20 protein-coding genes are annotated in these 17,210 nt (G+C 60.5%); 2 read left to right on the forward strand and 18 right to left on the reverse strand.

Annotated elements, in window-relative coordinates:
- The coding region (locus O4H62_RS22690; RefSeq protein ID WP_269391154.1) for a helix-turn-helix transcriptional regulator at positions 1-193 on the forward strand (193 nt) is incomplete at its 5' end.
- Positions 194-232: 39 nt separating this feature from the next.
- On the opposite strand, the gene O4H62_RS22695 is transcribed toward O4H62_RS22690, so the two are convergent.
- From O4H62_RS22695 to O4H62_RS22755, 13 genes are all read right to left on the reverse strand, one after another.
- Complete coding sequence (locus O4H62_RS22695; RefSeq protein WP_269391155.1) at positions 233-937, reverse strand: ABC transporter ATP-binding protein; 705 nt, start codon at positions 935-937, stop codon at positions 233-235.
- Between the two features lie 11 nt (positions 938-948).
- Positions 949-1,677: an ABC transporter ATP-binding protein gene (locus tag O4H62_RS22700; RefSeq protein ID WP_269391156.1), complete on the reverse strand. Its 729-nt coding sequence runs from the start codon at positions 1,675-1,677 to the stop codon at positions 949-951.
- Entirely contained in the window at positions 1,670-2,623 is a 954-nt protein-coding gene (locus tag O4H62_RS22705; RefSeq protein ID WP_269391157.1) for a branched-chain amino acid ABC transporter permease, read from the reverse strand. The genes O4H62_RS22700 and O4H62_RS22705 overlap by 8 nt, the downstream gene beginning before the upstream one ends.
- Positions 2,623-3,474: a branched-chain amino acid ABC transporter permease gene (locus O4H62_RS22710; protein ID WP_269391158.1), complete on the reverse strand. Its 852-nt coding sequence runs from the start codon at positions 3,472-3,474 to the stop codon at positions 2,623-2,625. Before O4H62_RS22710 ends, O4H62_RS22705 begins: the two co-directional genes overlap by 1 nt.
- Before the next feature lie 82 nt (positions 3,475-3,556).
- Entirely contained in the window at positions 3,557-4,864 is a 1,308-nt protein-coding gene (locus O4H62_RS22715) for an ABC transporter substrate-binding protein (protein WP_269391159.1), read from the reverse strand.
- Positions 4,865-4,949: 85 nt separating this feature from the next.
- Positions 4,950-5,348: a Rid family hydrolase gene (locus O4H62_RS22720; protein ID WP_269391160.1), complete on the reverse strand. Its 399-nt coding sequence runs from the start codon at positions 5,346-5,348 to the stop codon at positions 4,950-4,952.
- 2 nt (positions 5,349-5,350) lie between these two features.
- The gene (locus O4H62_RS22725) at positions 5,351-6,541 is read right to left on the reverse strand and encodes a malate dehydrogenase (protein ID WP_269391161.1); all 1,191 of its coding nucleotides are present in this window, start codon (positions 6,539-6,541) and stop codon (positions 5,351-5,353) included.
- Positions 6,538-7,167 carry a BMC domain-containing protein gene (locus O4H62_RS22730; protein WP_269391162.1) on the reverse strand — a complete coding sequence of 210 codons (630 nt, stop codon included), beginning with the start codon at positions 7,165-7,167 and terminating at the stop codon, positions 6,538-6,540. The genes O4H62_RS22725 and O4H62_RS22730 overlap by 4 nt, the downstream gene beginning before the upstream one ends.
- Before the next feature lie 2 nt (positions 7,168-7,169).
- Positions 7,170-8,549 (reverse strand): aldehyde dehydrogenase family protein, encoded by a 1,380-nt coding sequence (locus O4H62_RS22735; RefSeq protein ID WP_269391163.1) that lies wholly within the window; start codon positions 8,547-8,549, stop codon positions 7,170-7,172.
- Complete coding sequence (locus O4H62_RS22740) at positions 8,549-9,739, reverse strand: hypothetical protein (RefSeq protein ID WP_269391164.1); 1,191 nt, start codon at positions 9,737-9,739, stop codon at positions 8,549-8,551. Before O4H62_RS22740 ends, O4H62_RS22735 begins: the two co-directional genes overlap by 1 nt.
- A 52-nt stretch (positions 9,740-9,791) precedes the next feature.
- Positions 9,792-10,100, reverse strand: a complete 309-nt coding sequence (locus tag O4H62_RS22745) for a BMC domain-containing protein (RefSeq protein ID WP_269391165.1) — start codon at positions 10,098-10,100, stop codon at positions 9,792-9,794.
- 1 nt (position 10,101) lies between these two features.
- Positions 10,102-10,389 carry a EutN/CcmL family microcompartment protein gene (locus O4H62_RS22750; protein ID WP_269391166.1) on the reverse strand — a complete coding sequence of 96 codons (288 nt, stop codon included), beginning with the start codon at positions 10,387-10,389 and terminating at the stop codon, positions 10,102-10,104.
- A 3-nt stretch (positions 10,390-10,392) separates the two neighbouring features.
- Positions 10,393-11,688: a glutamine synthetase family protein gene (locus O4H62_RS22755; protein WP_269391167.1), complete on the reverse strand. Its 1,296-nt coding sequence runs from the start codon at positions 11,686-11,688 to the stop codon at positions 10,393-10,395.
- A 92-nt stretch (positions 11,689-11,780) separates the two neighbouring features.
- Here O4H62_RS22755 and O4H62_RS22760 point away from each other — a divergent pair, with 92 nt between their 5' ends.
- On the forward strand, positions 11,781-12,917 hold the full coding sequence (locus O4H62_RS22760; protein ID WP_269391168.1) for an FAD-dependent oxidoreductase: 1,137 nt from the start codon (positions 11,781-11,783) through the stop codon (positions 12,915-12,917).
- A 4-nt stretch (positions 12,918-12,921) separates the two neighbouring features.
- Here O4H62_RS22760 and O4H62_RS22765 read toward each other — a convergent pair whose 3' ends face one another.
- From O4H62_RS22765 to O4H62_RS22785, 5 genes are read right to left on the reverse strand one after another with little or no spacing between them, the layout of a single operon-like run.
- A complete protein-coding gene (locus O4H62_RS22765) occupies positions 12,922-13,611 on the reverse strand; it encodes a type 1 glutamine amidotransferase (RefSeq protein ID WP_269391169.1) in 690 nt (229 codons plus the stop codon).
- A 47-nt stretch (positions 13,612-13,658) separates the two neighbouring features.
- Positions 13,659-14,024 carry a DUF6455 family protein gene (locus tag O4H62_RS22770; RefSeq protein WP_269391170.1) on the reverse strand — a complete coding sequence of 122 codons (366 nt, stop codon included), beginning with the start codon at positions 14,022-14,024 and terminating at the stop codon, positions 13,659-13,661.
- Positions 14,025-14,064: 40 nt separating this feature from the next.
- Positions 14,065-15,486 carry an FMN-binding glutamate synthase family protein gene (locus O4H62_RS22775; RefSeq protein WP_269391171.1) on the reverse strand — a complete coding sequence of 474 codons (1,422 nt, stop codon included), beginning with the start codon at positions 15,484-15,486 and terminating at the stop codon, positions 14,065-14,067.
- Entirely contained in the window at positions 15,471-16,163 is a 693-nt protein-coding gene (locus O4H62_RS22780; protein ID WP_269391172.1) for a hypothetical protein, read from the reverse strand. The genes O4H62_RS22775 and O4H62_RS22780 overlap by 16 nt, the downstream gene beginning before the upstream one ends.
- The gene (locus O4H62_RS22785) at positions 16,160-17,104 is read right to left on the reverse strand and encodes a class II glutamine amidotransferase (RefSeq protein WP_269391173.1); all 945 of its coding nucleotides are present in this window, start codon (positions 17,102-17,104) and stop codon (positions 16,160-16,162) included. The genes O4H62_RS22780 and O4H62_RS22785 overlap by 4 nt, the downstream gene beginning before the upstream one ends.
- Positions 17,105-17,210: the final 106 nt, after the last annotated feature.

Below are 17,210 nucleotides of genomic sequence, written 5' to 3' on the forward strand. Positions count from 1 at the left end.
CCCCTGCCGGGCCACGCCTTGGCAGGGGCTCATGGCACCTGCGCAAAAGCAATTTCCAGACGTCAAGTTACAGTACCTTGCAAGGATGCTCGGGATTGCTCCGTCGACTGTCCGCAATCAAACCCAGTCGATCTACGACAAGCTTGGCGTCAATTCCCGGGCGGGACTCGCGTCGATGTTTGCGCGTCCGTAGACCGGTTACCTCCGGTGGACAGATTTGGCATGCTGGGCATCAGTGACCGAAATAGGCCTTCGTCAGCTCCGGATCCGAGCGCAGTTGCTCGGGCGTGCCGCTGACGCGCAGTGACCCCGTCTCCAGAACGTGAATTTCCTGAGCAAGGCTCAGGGCGAAATTGACGTTCTGCTCGGCGATCACCACCGTCAGGCCCATCTCCTGATTGAGCCGCTTGAGCGCCCTGGCGATGCCGTCACAGATTTTTGGCGCGAGGCCGATCGTCGGTTCATCGACCAGCAGGATTTTCGGGTCGCTCATCAGTGCCCTGCCAAGGGACACCATCTGCCGTTCGCCGCCACTCTGGGTCGCGGTTTCCTGAGCCCAGCGATCCTTGAGCACCGGAAACAGGTCATGCACCTGTTCGAGCTTCTCCTCGATGGTCTCGCGCGCCGTGAAGGCGCCGACAAGCAGGTTCTCGCGTACGCTCATATAGGGAAACAGATGCGCGCGTTCCGGCGCATAGCCAACCCCCAGGCGCACGATGTCGGAAGTGTCGAGCCTGGTTGTTTCCTGGCCGGCAACCTTGATCGAGCCGGTGTTTTCCACCAGTCCCATGATGGAATCCATCAAGGTCGATTTGCCGGCGCCATTCGGTCCGATAATGCCGACGATAGAGCCTTCCTCCACCGAAAGGCTGATGCCGTGCAGCGATTTCGCCATGCCGTACCGGGCGTGCAGGTCGGTGATTTCGAGAAGCGCCATTGTGTCCTGCCCTACTGTCCGAGATAGGCGGAGCGGACCGCCTCGTCATCCATCACCTCGATGAAGCTGCCTTCCGCGATTGCCCTGCCGAACGTCATCGCCACAGCGCGGTCGACCAGCGGCTCGAGCGCGCGAAGATCATGGCTGACGATGATGTAGGTCAGGCCTTCCTTGCGCTTCTGCGCAAGCAGATCCGAAATCTGCTCGATCTCGCCAACCGTCAGTCCGGCAAAGACTTCGTCCAGCAGCATGATTTCGGGTTTGGCGGCCAGCGTTCTTGCCAGTTCCAGTTTCCGCAGGTCACCCATCGAGAGTTCGCTGGGTTTGCGCAACAGGTCCTCGTCGCGGAAACCGACGCTGCGGGCAATGGTCAGTTCTGCGTCGGGGTCGGCGCTTTGCGTGATCATCTTCCACAGATTGTCGGGCATCATGCCGACGCGAATGTTGCCCGCCACATCCATTTCCGAGAAAGGCCGCGGCACCTGATAGGTCCGGGCGACGCCCTTCTGGATGCGCTTGTGGGTCGGCAGGTGCGAGATTTCCTCGCCATTCAATTTGATCGTACCGGAGTTTTGCCGGTGTTCGCCCATGATCAGGCTGAAGATGGTGGTCTTGCCGGCGCCGTTGGGTCCGATCAGCGCCAGCGATTCCCCCCGATCGACGTGGAAGCTCAACCCGTTGGTGGCGACGATGCCGCCGAACCGCTTGACCACCTTGTCGAGGACCAGAAGACTAGACATTTCCGGACCTCCCGGTTTGCGGGCCGCGGGTGCGCAGGCTGAGGTTTTTGAGGATCTGCATGATGCCTTTGGGCTGGTAGACGTAAAGCACCAGGGCGATCATTCCGTAGACGAGGTAGCGCTCGCTTCCCGGCAGCAGGGGCCGGAGATATTCGAGCAGGAACGTCATGAAGAAGGCGCCCATGATTGGCCCGATTATGGTTGCGGAGCCGCCAATCAGAACGGATACGATGATCGTGAAGACGAAATTGATGTCGAACAACGCCCTTGGCGCGATCGAGCCGAGATAGTGGACATAAAAAGCGCCGCCGAGACCCGCCACCAAGGCGCTGACCATGAATGCGAACAGCTTGAGCCTGGTGGTGTTGAGCCCACTGCCGCTGACCGCCTCCTCGTTCATCGAGATGGCGTCGAGTGCAGTGCCGAGCCGTGTGCGCGATAAAAGCCACAGGGCAAGCCCGATCGCGAACATCAGGCCGAAGGACAGATAGAAATTGGGCGCGGCCCCCGACAGGATGGTCTTGATGCCGGAAATGCCCCTTGTTCCGCCGGTCAGGTCCGGCCGGATCACCTGAACGAGCTGGTACATGAGCTCCATGAAGGCGAGCGTTACCAGTGCGAAATAGGTACCCTTGATCCTCAGTGCCGGAAGGAAGAACAGAGTTCCGCCAACCATGGTCGCCAGCACCGCGAGCGGGATCGACAGCGACACCGGCATTCCGAAACGATAGGACAGGATCGCCGATGTGTAGGCGCCGATGCCGATGAGGAAGGGATGGCCGAAACTGATGTAGCCGGTTTTTCCGGAGATGAAGTCCCAGCTCATCGCAAAGATGGCGAGGAAATTGGCGAAGATGATGATGCGCAATGTTCCATTGCTGACGAACTGCGGCAGCAGCAGCATTGCGACGGCAAAAATTGCCCAGCCGAGAAGTGGACGCGCCATTACAGATCTCCCCGACCGAAGAGGCCCTGCGGCCGGATCACCAGAACGCCGATGATCAGAAGCATGGTGAACACGCCGCGCAGCTCGGCGGCGATGAAGGTGGTGGTGATGATTTCCATGAAACCGATGATGTGCGCCACGATCAGCGTGCCGACGATGCTGCCGATCCCGCCGACAATGACCACGGCCACCGCGATGATCAGCGGTGCCACCCACATCGACGGATTGAGCTGGGTGTAGGAGGCAAAGAACACTCCGGCCACGGATCCGAGCGCGCCGGAGATTGCCCAGGTCATCATGTTGACCCGATCGGTGTTAATGCCGGAAATCCGTGCGCCCTTGGCATCCATCGAGACCGCCTGCATCGCCCGGCCGACATGGGTCTTCTTGACGAACAGCAGCAGTCCGCCAAGGATGATCCAGCTTGCAACCATGGCGACCAGGATGTTGTTGGTGATGGTGGTGCTGCCGATGCGCCAGACGCCGCCGACAATCGGATGGAGGATCTTGGAGCTGTCGTTGAACACCAGAACGACACCCGCCTGAATGACGACGGCGAGAATGAGTGTCGAGATCTCGACGGCGACCTGATCGCCCTTCAGCCGCTTGACCAGCAGCCGGTACATCAGAACACCGGCGAGCGCGCCCATGCCGGTGGCAAACAGGAACCCCGGCAGTTTCGGCATGCCGAGCGTCTGGACACTGTAGAAATAGGCGTAGCCGCCAAGCATCAGATACGCGCCGTAGGCAAGATTGAGGACCCGGCCGACACTGAAGATCAGGGTGAAGCCAACCGCGATCAGGGCGTACAAACCGCTCAGGAGAAAGCCTTGGATAAGGACTTGCAGCATAAATCAACCGACCCGGTGTTTGAAGGAACCGTCGGAGATCCGGGCGCAGCAGCCTGCGCCCGGATCTCCATCGAAGACGTGATTACTTCTTGACCCAGGAGGGGACCTGGAACTCGCCGTTGGCATATTTCGGCGGATAGACCACTTTCGAGCTGCCGTCCTCGTACCATTGCACCACCACCATTGACGGCGCGCCGTCATCATAGGGAGGGGTGATGTCGAAGCGCAGGTTGTGCGGGTATGTCCGTCCTGTGCGTTCCTCGGTCTCTCCTGGCTTCCAGAAGCCGTAGCGCATCCACAACTCGCCGTCCTTTTCGAGGATCAGGTCCTGGTTCTCCATTGCCGGAACCCATTTGTCGAGGCCGAAGCCACCGGCTTCCTCGGCGGCGGCGAATGCCTGCTTGACGCCGAAATAGGCGTTGAAGCCGTTGAAATGCGGGTATTTCGGCCGTTCTGAACCGTATTTTGCGACATATTTGTCGGCGAATGCCTGCGAGACCGGATCAAGCGAGAAGCCGACCGACGGCACAGGGCTGAGCGTCGAGATACCACCGCCAGACCCGCCCGTGTCTTCCCAGTATTCCTGGCCCAGGGCTGCGACATTGACCCCGGTCATGGCCAGCGGAACCTGCTGCTTGACATATTGCGAGGAGACGACTTGGCTGTTGACCGAGGAGATGATGTAGATGAAGTCCGCGCCGCTTTCGACCGCTCGGCTGAAGATCGGCGAGAAATCGACAGTCGCGGGATCGTAGACGATGGTGTCGACCACTTCGATGCCTGCTTCCGGCGCCAGCAGCCCAGTGACGAGCCCGTTGATGGCGCCGCCGAAAGCCGTGTCCTCCTGCAGGATGACGGTCTTCTTCCATCCCATCTTCCCGGCCAGAATGTCCTTGCCGAAATCGACATAAAGCGTGGCCAGCGCCTCGTCGGAGGCGACGTTCATGAAATACATCTTGTAGGAGTCGTAATCCTCGACAATCTTGTCGATGATCGTGATCGAGGAGGTCCAGGTGTCCAGCGTCGGGATCTTGTACTCGACCATCCGGGGCAGCCAGCCGAGCGAGACGTCGTCGACGTCGCCCGAAACGATGAATTCCACCTCCTCGGTTTCGGCGAGATACTCGTAAGCCTTGATGCCTTCGGTCACATCTTCGCCGGTATCGGCCTTGACCAGTTCGATGGTCTTGCCGCCGAGCACGCCGCCTGCAGAGTTGAGTTCTTCAACGGCAATTTCGGCGCCGCGCAATGTGCTGCGTCCTGCATCCGAGGCGAAGGAGCCAATAAAGCCGATCTTCACGGTATCTGCTGCAAAGGCCAATGTGCTCATTGACATGCTCAGCGACAACGTAAGCGCTGCCAGTCCGGTTTTTACTGCTGACGTTTTCATTGCGTACTCCCTTGTTGATCAGTGCTGTTCCGTTTTTCCATTTTTTCTCGACCCGATGTTCCCCCGGGCTAGATCAGAAATCTGTTCATTCCTCCCCGTCGAAAATGATTGCGTCGGCCTCGATCTCGATCATCATGCCAGGTGTCGTCAGGCCGGCCTGGACACCGCTTGTCACCGGGTCTATGCCCTTGAAAATTTCGCCGTGGGCCTTGACGAAGCCACCGCCGCCTGCCGCCATATCGGTCAGGAACGCGCGTGTGCGCACCACATGTCTCATTGATGCACCGACTTCCCTGAGAGCTTCCTCGATGCGTTTGAAGATGAAGATCGATTGCGCATAGGTGTCGCCCGGCGCGTGCAGCAATCCACTGGGCTCGATTGCGGTTGTGCCGGCCACGTACACAAACTGACCAACCCGTTTGACGCGCGCATAAGAGCCGATCTCTTCGAAACGTCCGCCGGATTTGATCGTTTGCACCCGCATGATCAGACCCCGAGCCGTTTCTTGATCGCGTCCGCCGCGGCCTTCAATGCCGCCAGCTCGTCCGGCGACAGCGTCAATTCCTCGACCGAGACAATGCCGTTGATGCCGAGATGGCATGGCACGCCGAGCACCACACCTTCGATCCCGTACTCGCCGTCGAGCATCACCGAGACTGGAACTGCGCCGGCTTTCGCGCCCCGGATGTGTTCCACCAGTTCGATGGATGCATGGGCTGGCGCCAGTGTTGCCGAGCCAGTCTTGCGCAGGGCGACGACCTGTCCGCCGCCGGTGACCGCATCGCGCACGCACGCGTCGATCTGGTCCTTGGAGAGGTAGAGGGAAACCGGGCGGCCCTTGATCTTCGCCTTTGAAACGATGGGAGCCATTTCATCGCCGTGCGAGCCCAGCGTGATGGCTTCCACATCCGACGGATTCACATTTGCAGTGCGCGCGAGCGCGTTGCGAAAGCGGCTCGAGTCCAGGGTGCCGGCCATGCCGAGAACCTTTTCTCGCGGTAGCCCCGTCGCCTTGAGCATCTCGAAGGTCATTTCATCAAGTGGGTTTGTGACCACGATGACAATGGCGTTTGGGGCGTGGGACCTGATGGCTTCGGCGGCGGACCGGATCACGCGTGCATTGATGTTTATGAGATCGGACCGGCTCATTCCCGGAGAGCGTGCGCGTCCCGCCGTGACGATGACGACATCGCTTCCTGCAATGGCCGACAGCTCCATTCCACCGCTGGCTCTTGCCTTCGAGCCGTTGATTCCGCTGGCGTGGTTGAGGTCCATGGCGACCGACTCCGCCAGGCCCGGCACGATGTCGACGAGCGCGATCTCGTCGACCATGTCGCCATTGGCGGCGAGATGGGCGATGTTTGCACCGACGCCGCCAGCGCCGATCAACCCAAGCTTCTTCAGGCGTGTCGCCTTGCCGATGACCTTGCCTTTTCTCGGATCGATCCAGTGCGGTGACCGCCGGTAGAGGCCGCGCATCATTTGCTTGGATCCGTCGGTCCTGGCTATGGCGGGACGCTCCAGCGGACCATTGAGCAAGTTGATGCCAAGCCGGTGGGCAGTCTCCCGTGCCAGATCGGTGACGATATCTCCCGCCATGATCTCAAGTGCCTGCTTGCCGGCCCGTTGGGCCATGCTCACATGTTCGGCACCTATGACGCGGGACTGTCTGTTCATTTGGCGGCGACTCCGTCCACCGCTTCGATGGCCTTGACGGCGGCTTCCATGGCGGTGGCTACTGAATCTTCCGTGCCGGAGATGAACAGGCGGCCGAACTTGCCGACCGCGCGCACCTCCACGATATCTATTTCCGCGGATTTTTCGGCCTCGTTGGCCGCGATCGAAATGTAGGCCGCCGGCTCGCATTCCAGGATGCCCAGCGTCTGGCCGGGAACCAGCAGGGAGCCCTTGCGCCACTTGTTGAGCAGCTGCGCCTGGTAAGGCTCAACCGACGTGATGATCTGGGTTGTCGCGACCTTTGGCTTGACGCGATCGAGCATGGTCGCGCCGAGTTCAGCCAGGATCGCATCGCGGGCGGCGCTGACTTCAGCATTGGATGGCGAGCGCAGGATGAAGAAGCCGAACTCGCGCTCGACGAGCTGCGATGTCGCTTCCACCGACGATGCCTTCAGCGCCCGGTCGATCAGCCGGAAGACGCCGTTGCCCGGGGCGAATTCCCCGATCAGCACGGTGTCGCCTGACAGGGGCACCGAGCCTTGCACCGTGGCGCCGTTATAGGCGGCGAATTTGGGCTGCAAATTGTCGATCTGCATAAGCGCGCGAATGGTAATTCCTGATGACACAATCACTCTCCATATTCTTCGTAGATGTCGCGCCAGGGCCTGTTTTCGTAGGCAACACGCTTGATGTTGATGAGATGCAGTGCCGTCACATTGTCCGATGTAATCGAACCCGACCATGTGCCCGTGCCCAGCATGAAGCTTGGCTCCAGCGCCGTCGAATACCCCATGCCGCCCATGATCGCCGGCGTGTTGACCAGGACGCGGCCGACAGGAATGGCCGAGTATTTCGACACGACTTGCGGGTCGTCAGAGTGAATCACCGCAGAATGCCCCCAGCCTTCGAACCTGGCGATGCCGAAGGACAACTCCATGCCGTGGGCTTCATCGCGCGCTTCATAGAAAGCCAGAACGGGATTGAGTTTCTCGGCCGACAATGGACGGTGCCAGCCAATCTCGCTCTCGTCAGAGACAAGGCAACGGGTCCTGGGAGGAATGGAGAACCCGGCTTTTGCCGCCAGGACGTGAGGAGATTGGCCGACATTTTCCGGATTCATGGCCTGCTTGCCGGTGAAGATCACCTTGGCAAGGCTGGCGGCTTCCTGCGGGGTCATGAAATAGGCCCCGCGCATTTTCAGCTCGTGACGCAATTCGCGGGCGATCTGCTTGTCCGCGATCACGGCCTGTTCGGACACGCAGGCCGTGCCGTAGTCAAAGCTCTTGGATGTGACGATCTGCTCGGCCACTTCGCCAATCTGTCCGGCCTTTGACTTGTGCACGTAACACGGCACGTTGCCTGCGCCGACGGCCAGCGTCGGCTTGCCGGAGGAATAGGCGGCCTTGACCATGCCGGGGCCGCCGGTTGCCATGACGACCGAGGTCCGGCGGTGCTTCATCAGTTCGGCGGTGCCCAGAATGGTAACGTGCTCAAGGCACTGGATCAGTCCCTTCGGTGCGCCCATCTGTTCGGCGCATTCGGCCATGATGCGGACCGTTTCCAGGCCGGATTTCACGCCGCGCGGGTGGGGCGCACAGACAATCGCATTGCCTGCCTTCACCGCGGAAAGAACCTTGTAGATGATGGTCGATGTCGGGTTGGTCACCGGAATGAGCGCTGCGACCACGCCCATCGGTTCGCCGATCGCCAGAACCTTTGCAGCATCGTCGCGCCAAAGCACGCCGAGGGTTGTAACCTCTCGCAAATAGTCGGCGACCGACAGGGCGTTGAACAGGTTCTTGACGCGTTTGTCGGGCACGTTGCCATAGCCTGTCTCAGCAACAGCGATCTCGCCAAGACGTTTGGCTTCGGGTTCGATTGCCCGTGCCATCGCGTCGACGATTTCATCGACCTTGGCGGGGTCGGTCCCGAGAAAAGCCTGGTAGGCGGCAAAGGCGCTTTCGGCACAACGGCGCGCGGCGGCGATTGACTTGAGATCGTCATCCATCAGCGAGATCCTCCGGCAATAGAATCGAGAATGCGGCGTGCATCATCGATGTTGCTGGCATTGATTCCGATGGAGGAAAGCCTCCGGCCGGCACTTTCGATGTCGGCTTCAAGCACTGTGGAGGCAAGCGTGATCATCGCCGATGTGGCGGGCGTGGCAATGCCGGCGATCTGTGCCGCCGATTGCAGCGGCGCGAGCGAGCCGATCGTTCCGCACCGCACGATGCCGAGCGCTTCCGCTTCGCCGGGAATCCTGCGGGCGCCATGTCCGCGCGCAGCGCCTGCATATGTTTCGATCCAGCCCGCGGTTTCAGGCAGGTCACGCACGCCAAAGCGCGAAGCCACCATCCGGCGTTCGTCGGCCATCCGTTCGATGATCTTCAGATGCTTCTCTCCGATCAGCGACCGGAATGTCGCATTCTCTTCCAGCGGCTTTGCTTCGGCGGGAACCACAGGGCGGGAGTCTGGAAGGGCAGGCCCTCCCATCAGCAGCGCCGGCAGTTCAACCAGTGCGGAGGCGTCGTGGAAGCCGGCGTGAACCGTACTGGCGACAGGAGCGAGGTTGGGGAAAAACCGTGACAGACCATCGAGCGCATCCTTACGCCCGGCAGGAAGCGTGGCCGCGGCGACATCGCCCGACTTTGCAAGATTGAGCGTTCCGCCGGCTTCGGTTGCCCAGTAGGGAAGGCCCTGGACTTCGATGATCGTACAGTCGGCCTTGCATCCGCCGACCCTGAGCAACCAGGCTGTCTCGGCGGCTCCCAGCGAACGGCCCGGTGCGAGCACCAGAACCTGACCACTGCTGAGATGATCGGCCAGAACCATCGCATAGGTGCGTTGCTTGTGAACCGGCCCGGTCAGGAAGATCAGATCCGCATCGCTGATTGCATTATCAAGTTCCGCCGTGGTCCTGATCGATGGCACGCTGTCGCGGTCCACCTGAAAGGTTCCTATCGGACCTTCGCCCCTCAGCGTGATGCCGCCGTTCCTGCGCAACGCACCCAGTTCGCCGCCATAGGCCGAGAACAGGCTCACGCTTGCGCCGCCTGCCAGGCAGAGCGCGGCAATCAGCCGGGCGTCCTTGCCCCCGCCAAGCACGGCGACCCGCTCGAACCGCCTTGCGGTTTCAAGCGCTGCTCTGGGCGAGGATGCCATCGCATCCGCAAACTCTTCAAACGGTGATCCGCTCATGAAGACGATTTCCTTTAACCGGGCGTTCTAGGCATTGCTCGGTGGTGGCGACTTAATTCGCGGAACCGGCGCCAAGTGTCGCGATGATGGCCTCGAGTTCATCGTGGGGTCGCGGGATCACATGGACCGAAACCACTTCGCCGACCTTGTTCGCCGCCACTGCGCCTGCATCGGTCGCAGCCTTGACGGCGCCGACTTCGCCGCGGACCAGGATCGATACGAGACCACCGCCTGCCTTGGTCTGGCCGACTATGGTGACGCTGGCCGCCTTGACCATCGCGTCGGCGGCTTCGATCGCCGCCACCAGGCCGCGGGTTTCAATCATTCCCAAGGCCATCTGGCCACTCACAGGTTTTGCCATCTCAGTTTTTCCCTTTGCTGGAAGTTTTCAGGTCTATGTGATCGACGATCGCTATCGCGGCCATGTCCACGGGCAAGCCGCTGTTCTTGGCCGCCAGGCGGGCAGCGGAGCCTGAAACGAGCAGGACAAGATCGCCCGGCCCCGCCGAACAGGTGTCGGCGACAATCACCGCCTCTTCCTGGATGTTGCCCTCGGCATCCTCGATATTGGCCACGAGCAGGACCGCGCCGGATAGCTTTGGATCTTTCACGGTGGCGGTGACGGTTCCGGTGATGCGTCCGATTTTCATGGCTTAGAAATTACCCATGTAGCGGTCGATCTCGACCTGGGTGACCTGGTTCCTGCGGAAGGCCAGTTCGCGTTCGGACTGCTGAATGTAGAGTTCGCACATGTCATCCCCCAAGACCGCTTTCATGAACTCGGACCCTCGTGCCAGCTCGATTGCGGCTCCGAGGTCGGTTGGAATCGGATCATGGCGCTCTTCCGAATAGGCATCGCCGGTGGTCATTTCGGTTGGCTCTATTTTCTGCTCGATGCCGTCGAGGCCGGCGGCGATGTCTGTGGCCAGAAGCAGGTACGGATTGCAGTCGGCGCCAGCATCGCGCTTTTCGGTGCGCACCGCATTGTCGCTGCCTTCGATGATCCGGATCCCGACCGTCCGGTTGTCCGGGCCCCAGGAGGTGTTGATCGGGCAGAAGGTGTAGGGCTGGCGCCGCAGGAAGCCGTTCGGCGTCGCCGATCCGCACAAGGCGGTTTCGGCCATTCGCTTCTGCAGGCCGCCGACGAAATGGCGTCCCAGCTGGTTCAGCTTGCCGTCACTGGCGAAGGCGTTCCTGCCGTCGGCCCACAGCGAGTAGTGGGTGTGAAAGCCACTGCCGGACATCTCGAAGAACGGCTTGGGCATGAAGGTCGCAAGGTATCCGTGCGCGCTCGCCAGCTGCTTGACGAGGGAGCGGAACATGATCACGCGGTCGGCAGCCAGCAGCGCCTCGCCGTAGCGGATGTTCACCTCCACCTGTCCCGGCGCGTATTCCGGGTTGGACTGCTCGATCGGGATGCCGGCCTCGTTGATCTGCTGGCGGATCGGACCCAGCACATGCTCCATCTCGGCGGCGCGGGCCAGCGAGTAGACCTGAATGTCGTTGTCCTTGGGGCGGCGTGTCACCGGGTCAAGCAGGTAGAACTCCAGTTCGGTTCCGGCCTTGACCTCGTAGCCCATCCGTTTGGCGCGCTCGAGTTGCCTGATCAGCACGTTGCGTGGATCGATCGGAACGGGCTTGTGGTCCATTCCTTCGGCGCGGGCCATGCAGAATGCCACTCCGGGCTCCCAAGGCAGGGAAACCGGCTCGGAAACCGGAAACATGTGCATGTCCGGATAACCGTTGCCCATGTTCACATAAGGAGTGTCCCATATGTCGCATGTCATATCCAGCGCCAGCAAGGCGATGGAGAGGGCGTTGCCGCCCTCGCAAACCGCATCCCAGTGGGTTGCGGGAATGCGCTTGCCGCGCATTATGCCATTGAGATCGCCCATGCCCATGCAGACAGTGTGCGTGTCTTTTGGCAGCTTGAATTTTGTGCCGGCCATTTTTTGTTCCCCGCAGAGCAGCCCTTGAAGATAGGCTGTATACAGAATACAGTATGCAGATAGTGAGGGCGAGTTCAAGGGGATTCTTCGTTATGAGTGGCAACGCAATTGTAGTCGGCGGGGGTATCGCCGGAACCATGACCGCCCTCTCGCTCGCCAGACGGGGGATAAGAACCAGATTGATCGATCGCTGGGAGCCCGGACACTCGCGCGCTTCTTCAACCGATTACAACCGGGTCATCCGGTCCATCCATGGACGCGACGAATTCTATACCCGCTGGGCGCGGGAAGCACGGCTGCAATGGATGGAGCTTCAAGCTGAAACCGGTCAGAAGCTCTATTATGAGTGCGGCGCGCTGATCCTGGCGACGAAAGGCCATTGCGACTGGGAGGATGCGACTGCGGAAACGTTCACGAAACTGGGCGTTCCGTTCTACAAGTTTTCTCAAAATGAAGTGGCGGTACGGTTTCCGCAATTCGATGTGTCGAGCATTTCCTATGCTCTCTATGAACCGGAGGCCGGGATGATCATGGCCCATCGCGGTGTGCTGGCCGGTATTGACCTGTTCCGGAAAGCCGGTGGTCGGGTCGAGCGCGGCCACGTGACGACCGACAGCGACGAACGTCTGCTGCTCGACGGAAAGCCGCTCGAGGCGGATCTCATCGTCGTTGCAACCGGCGCCTGGATGGGCGAGATGTATCCCCGGACCATCAAGCCCATCCTGAAGACGGTCGGCGTCAATGTGCTCTACACCTCGACGCCGGATGGAAGCACGGCCTTCGACCAAGAGGAAATGCCCTGCTGGATCGACCACGGAGAGGGATCGTTCGGCCTGCCGTCGTGTGAAGGGTCGGGCGTCAAGGCGGCGGTCGTCATTCCGGACACGATCGATCTCGACAAGGATGAGCGGCTGGTCAGACGGGAAACACTCAACCGGACCCGCAGCTACATTCGCAAGCGCTTTCCTGGCCTCGTTGGACAGGCAGTGGTCGATTCGAAATTCAACCAGATCAGCCTGACGCCGGACACCCATTTCATTGTCGACTGGCACCCCAAGCACAAGAATGTGCTGTTTGCCGGCGGATGCTCCGGCCACCTCTACAAGCATGGTCCGGTATTCGGTGACTTTGTCGCGGGCGTGGGCGTGAAGGATTATGACACCGCCGACCGGTTCAAGATTGCCGGCCGCCGCAAGCTGTCGCCAAAGGAAAGCCCGTCGGGCCGTTGACCGGTCAGCTGTCCGGCGCGTGGCTCTTGAAAAACGCGGCGACCCGGTCGGCAAAAAGGTCCGATTTCACGTTTGCCTGCTGCATCGATTGGCGCGCTCTCGCGCCATCGGCGCCCGGGAGCTCATCGTCAATAAGGTCGATGACGTCTCCGACGAAGCTTGATCCATATTCTGGATGGAACTGCGTCGACATGGCAGGAAAGTCATAGGTCAGCGCGGCAATCGGACAATAGTCGGACGAGCCAGCCACTTTGCTGCCTGGCGGTACCCGCGTTACCTGATCTCCATGTAAAACGTATGCATCGAAGGTTTCGCCATCGACGCGGAATTGCCTGACGCCTGCGGCCCACATCTCCGCTTTCTCGGCCTTGCCGCCATAGGTATCCGCCATCAACTGGTGACCGAAGCAGATGCCGTAGACCGGTTTGCCGGCAGCCCGTATGTCGAGCAACAGCGCGCGCATGGGCGCCATCCAGGCCGGTGAATCGTAAACGCCCAGTTCCGAGCCGGAAACGATGAACCCGTCAAAATCATGGACCGAGACCGTCGGCGCCCCATCCCCGATCGCGACGCGGATCAGCTCATCGCCGATCAAATGCGGGGCGAGCCATTTGGTTATCATCGCAGCGATGGAATCATATTTCTCCAGAGCGGGCGACACCCAGGTGGCGCAGTCGAGAATGGCAATTCGCATGGCAACTTTCTGCCGTTAGGGGGCAGGCAGCCCGGCAGGGCGCCCGTTCATTTTCCGTCTTTGGCCATTTCGTGGAACGTCCCTGCATTCGGGCAGAACTTGTCAGCCTCCGTGACCGGTCCGTCGCCGTGCAAGAAGCGCTGGCAGACCCTGGTTTCCGAGCAATGTCCGCAGGCCTTGGTCAGTTCCAGCGCTCGCCAGCGTTTTTCGTCGATTTCATCTTCCGTGATACCGAACCTGGCCGCCATTTCAACCAGCTGGGCCCGTGTTTCGGGGCGGTTTGACATGAACGTCATCATTTCGTCGCGAGCCAGGCCGAGATCGCTCTCGGCGAGCGAATTCATGTTGCTCACGAAGTCACGGTCGCGCTGGTTCTCCAGCCATTGCTCGAAAATCCTCCTGAGTCTGTTCACTTTGGTTCCTCCCGGCGTCCGGCGTCAATTCCTGTAAAACTTACCAGTCAAATGCCCGGTCGATGCCTGCCATCTTCACACCGGTGAAGGCTGAGGCCTGGAACGACAGCGCACGCAGGTCCTCCACCTCGAGATTGTGGACGGAAGACTTGCCGCAGGCCTTGGCCAATGCGGTGATTTCCATGGTCATGGCAGTCAGATATCGCGCCACCCGCTCCGCGCCGGCATGAGGGTTCATGCGTTTTTCGAGCTCGGGATCCTGTGTCGCCACGCCCACCGGGCAGCGGCCTGTGTGGCAGTGGTGGCATGCGCCCGGAGCCGTGCCAAGTGCTTCATAGTCCGCGAGATAGCGCGGCGAATTGCAGCCCAGTGCCATCATGGCGGCATTGCCGATCATGACCGCGTCGGCACCGAGCGCCAGACATTTGGCTGCGTCGACCCCGGACCGGATGCCGCCTGCGGCAACCAGCGAGACCTTGCCGGTCATGCCGCATTCATCCAGCGCTTCCCTTGCCGCGCGGATGGCGCTCATGGTGGGAATTCCCGTGTGGTTCAGAAGCATTTCCGGGGATGCTCCTGTGCCGCCCTCGGCACCGTCGACAACGATCACGTCGGCCCCTGCCTTGGCGGCGATGGCCACATCGTAGCGCGGCCGCGTGGCACCCATCTTGATGAAGATCGGGACCTTGTAATTTGTCGCGATCCGGAGTTCCTCGATCTTGACCGCCATGTCGTCGGCGCCAAGAAAGTCCGGGTGACGAATGGTGGAGCGCTGGTCAACGCCCTGCGGAAGAGTGCGCATCCTGGAAACGCGTTCGCTGACTTTCATGCCAAGCAACAGGCCGCCCGTGCCGGGTTTGGCGCCCTGGCCGACAACAATCTCGAGTGCATCCGCACGACGCAAATGGTCAAGATCGACGCCATAGCGGGCAGGGGACATCTGATAGAGCAGACGCTGGGATGCTTCGCGCTCTTCTTCGAGCATGCCGCCTTCGCCGGTGCAGGTCATGGTGCCGACCTTGGACGCGCCGAAGCCGAGTGCCGCCTTCGCGGAGGCGGAAAGGGCACCGAATGACATCGATGCAATGTATATCGGAATCTTGAGTTCCATCGGCTTTTCGACCAGGCCGCGGCCTCCGCCCAAAATGGTGGTGGTGTCACAACTCTCGCGATAGCCTTCGAGAGGCAGACGGGTCATCGTTGCCGGGACGAAGGTCAGATCGTCGAAGGTCGGCAATTGCTTGTTGAACGAATTGTAGCCGCGGACCTGATAGCGCCCGAGCTGTGCCAGGGCATGAACTTCGGCAATGGCATCGGGAGACCAGCGCGCCGACCCGCCTTCTTCGTAGGAAGATGGGACACCGGCGGGGCGTCCTTCGATGGCGCCGTCACCGAACTTGATCTCGGCTTCGCTCGCAGCCTCGAACGGGTATTCGTATGGAGTGTTCAGATCATGAGCCATGCGCTTGCATCCCTGCTTTCAAAATACCAAAGACGCTGACCCGAGATCATCTTGCGCCAGTTCCGCGACGAATCCACCAGGCCGAGGGGCTCGAGAATGGCGTCGACTTCGGCAACCTCCTCCGCCGTCGGCTCGACAATGTTGACGTCGACGCCGAAGCTTGAGACCTCGCCCGCCACCCAGACCTCGCCCTGCCAGAGCGCGTCGGCGCAGCTGTCGCCGGCGCCGCCAAGGGCGATGATCTTTCCGGAATGGGCCATGAAGCCGGATTGGTACCCGATCTTGCCCTCGACGACGATATTGCCGCCCTTCATGGCGACGCCGCAGCGCGGACCGGTGTCGCCCTTCACATGAATGGTGCCGCCGATCATGGCTGCGCCCACCGACATGCCTGCATAGCCTTCCACAGTGATCATGCCCTTGGCCATGCCTTCGCCGAGCGCCCAGCCGGCATTGCGTTCGATGTGCAAGGTGGAACCGGTATTCAGGCCGCCGCAGAAATAGCCGACGCTGCCTTCGAACGTGATGTCGGCGCCATCAGGCAGGCCGACGCCAAGATTGTGCCGGGAAAGGGTGTTGACGACCCGTATCCTGTCGCCCTTCTTGCAGGCCTCCTGGATCTCCTCGTTGATTTCCCTGATGTGCCGTTTGCCGACTTCGATAACCGTCTCGCTCATGCTGCAAGGCTCCGGTTTCCAACGCCCCAGATACCGGTGAGGGAAGGGCCGTCATAATTGATGACATCGCATTCATTCGGGAAAATCCGCCGCACGGCCTGCTCTTCGGTTGCCGCGGCAAGGTCGCCGTTCTGGTCGATCACGACCAGCGGCTTCATGGCAAAACGGTCCTTGGCAAAGCCAATTCCGTCGGGTCTTGCGATCATGAAGGTGAAGACGCCGTCGATGGAGGACACAGACTTTGTCAGTGCCTGTTGCACCGTCATTCCGGCCTTGATCTGGTCGGATACCCAGACCGCAATCAGCTCGCTGTCGTTTTCAGTGAGGAAGCGGTAGCCTTGGCGTTCCAGGTGCTTCTTCTGCGTGTAGTAGTCGGTGATCTGGCCATTGTGCACGATCGCCACGTCCGAAAACGGGCGCGCCCAGAAAGGGTGGCTGGCGTTTGGGAGCACCGAACTTTCGGTTGCCAGACGGGCATGACCAAGGCCATGCGTGCCGATCATGTCCCGCACCTTGTGCTTTTCGGCCACTTCGGCGGCGCCTCCGGTATCCTTGATAATCTCCAGGGTGCGGCCGCAGGACTGGATCTCGATCCGGTGCGATATCGCGTCGGCATCACGCACCCAGGCAACCAGATCCTTCGGATCCCTGATTTCCATCCGGAAGCAGTAATGCTGTTCATGAGAGGTAACGATGTGCATATCGTCCATGAAGTCGGACCCGTGGTCGTGCAGGATGTTCTTGAAATCATCCAGGTCAGCACTCATCGCCGACTTGTCGAAGCCCATCCCCCGGAGCACGTACCCTTCGTCGCGGGGCAGGCCATAGATCGCGAAGCCGGTGCTGTCGGCGCCTCGATGTTCCTGGGCATCCATCAATTCGACGAGATCGTTTCCAACTTTTCCCGGCGAAGTCAAAATCCGTCCTGCAATTCCGCACATGTCGAGTGTCTCCCGCGCTTAATCTGTATACTGTATTCAGTATCCACATTATCCGCAAGAGCCCATATGCGACGAATTTGCACTCCACATTGTTTTTTGCATCCTG

Origin of the sequence: Parahoeflea alexandrii, from assembly GCF_027214025.1 — a bacterium.
GTDB classification, from domain to species: Bacteria; Pseudomonadota; Alphaproteobacteria; order Rhizobiales; family Rhizobiaceae; genus Hoeflea; species Hoeflea alexandrii_A.

Coding starts and splice junctions, on each gene's coding strand:
- O4H62_RS22695 (WP_269391155.1), bottom strand. CDS start 937: ATGGCGCTTCTCGAAATCACCGACCTGCACGCCCGGTACGGCATGGCG.
- O4H62_RS22700 (WP_269391156.1), bottom strand. CDS start 1,677: ATGTCTAGTCTTCTGGTCCTCGACAAGGTGGTCAAGCGGTTCGGCGGC.
- O4H62_RS22705 (WP_269391157.1), bottom strand. CDS start 2,623: ATGGCGCGTCCACTTCTCGGCTGGGCAATTTTTGCCGTCGCAATGCTG.
- O4H62_RS22710 (WP_269391158.1), bottom strand. CDS start 3,474: ATGCTGCAAGTCCTTATCCAAGGCTTTCTCCTGAGCGGTTTGTACGCC.
- O4H62_RS22715 (WP_269391159.1), bottom strand. CDS start 4,864: ATGAAAACGTCAGCAGTAAAAACCGGACTGGCAGCGCTTACGTTGTCG.
- O4H62_RS22720 (WP_269391160.1), bottom strand. CDS start 5,348: ATGCGGGTGCAAACGATCAAATCCGGCGGACGTTTCGAAGAGATCGGC.
- O4H62_RS22725 (WP_269391161.1), bottom strand. CDS start 6,541: ATGAACAGACAGTCCCGCGTCATAGGTGCCGAACATGTGAGCATGGCC.
- O4H62_RS22735 (WP_269391163.1), bottom strand. CDS start 8,549: ATGGATGACGATCTCAAGTCAATCGCCGCCGCGCGCCGTTGTGCCGAA.
- O4H62_RS22740 (WP_269391164.1), bottom strand. CDS start 9,739: ATGAGCGGATCACCGTTTGAAGAGTTTGCGGATGCGATGGCATCCTCG.
- O4H62_RS22745 (WP_269391165.1), bottom strand. CDS start 10,100: ATGGCAAAACCTGTGAGTGGCCAGATGGCCTTGGGAATGATTGAAACC.
- O4H62_RS22750 (WP_269391166.1), bottom strand. CDS start 10,389: ATGAAAATCGGACGCATCACCGGAACCGTCACCGCCACCGTGAAAGAT.
- O4H62_RS22755 (WP_269391167.1), bottom strand. CDS start 11,688: ATGGCCGGCACAAAATTCAAGCTGCCAAAAGACACGCACACTGTCTGC.
- O4H62_RS22760 (WP_269391168.1), top strand. CDS start 11,781: ATGAGTGGCAACGCAATTGTAGTCGGCGGGGGTATCGCCGGAACCATG.
- O4H62_RS22765 (WP_269391169.1), bottom strand. CDS start 13,611: ATGCGAATTGCCATTCTCGACTGCGCCACCTGGGTGTCGCCCGCTCTG.
- O4H62_RS22775 (WP_269391171.1), bottom strand. CDS start 15,486: ATGGCTCATGATCTGAACACTCCATACGAATACCCGTTCGAGGCTGCG.
- O4H62_RS22780 (WP_269391172.1), bottom strand. CDS start 16,163: ATGAGCGAGACGGTTATCGAAGTCGGCAAACGGCACATCAGGGAAATC.
- O4H62_RS22785 (WP_269391173.1), bottom strand. CDS start 17,104: ATGTGCGGAATTGCAGGACGGATTTTGACTTCGCCGGGAAAAGTTGGA.